The organism is Undibacterium sp. Ji22W (assembly GCF_049340305.1).
Taxonomy (GTDB): domain Bacteria; phylum Pseudomonadota; class Gammaproteobacteria; order Burkholderiales; family Burkholderiaceae_D; genus Undibacterium.
This window is the reverse complement of sequence record NZ_JBMPOU010000010.1, coordinates 1-492: the sequence shown is the minus strand read 5'-3', so window position 1 is coordinate 492 and position 492 is coordinate 1. Positions and strand designations below refer to the sequence as shown.

Here is a 492-nt window from a genome sequence, read left to right as displayed (position 1 = left end):
CGGTAGTTGAAATATGGGTCGCTGGTTTGGTCAAGGCGTTCTGTGCGACGTAAGCGCCGCTATGACAAGTAGAACAAGTACCAGCCATTCCCGCATGATTCATCTTCGGACTGGTCCAGGTACTAAAGCCGCTGGTGTGGCAGCTATCGCATTGGGCAGTGGTTGGAATATGGGTAGCCGATTTCCCCGCTGCGGTACTGCCGTTATGACAGCTAGCACAGCGACCTGCGACAGGTGGTGAGACATTGGCATGGTTAAAGTTGACGCCAGTCCACGTGGTGGTCGACGTGTGACAGGTATCGCATTGGGCCGTTGTCGTTATATGTTTGGCAGATTTTGTCTGAGCATTCTGAGCGACGTAAGCGCCGCTATGACAAGTGATACACGTACCAGCCATTCCCGCATGATTCATCTTCGGACTGGTCCAGGTACTAAAGCCGCTGGTGTGGCAGCTATCGCATTGGGCAGTGGTCGGAATATGAGTCGCTGATT

General features: G+C 53.3%; 1 protein-coding gene. It reads right to left on the bottom strand.

Annotation, left to right across the window (positions count from 1 at the left end; genetic code table 11):
- Positions 1-492 (bottom strand): cytochrome c3 family protein (locus ACO0KW_RS20360; RefSeq protein ID WP_423055170.1); only part of this gene is annotated, 492 nt, incomplete at both ends.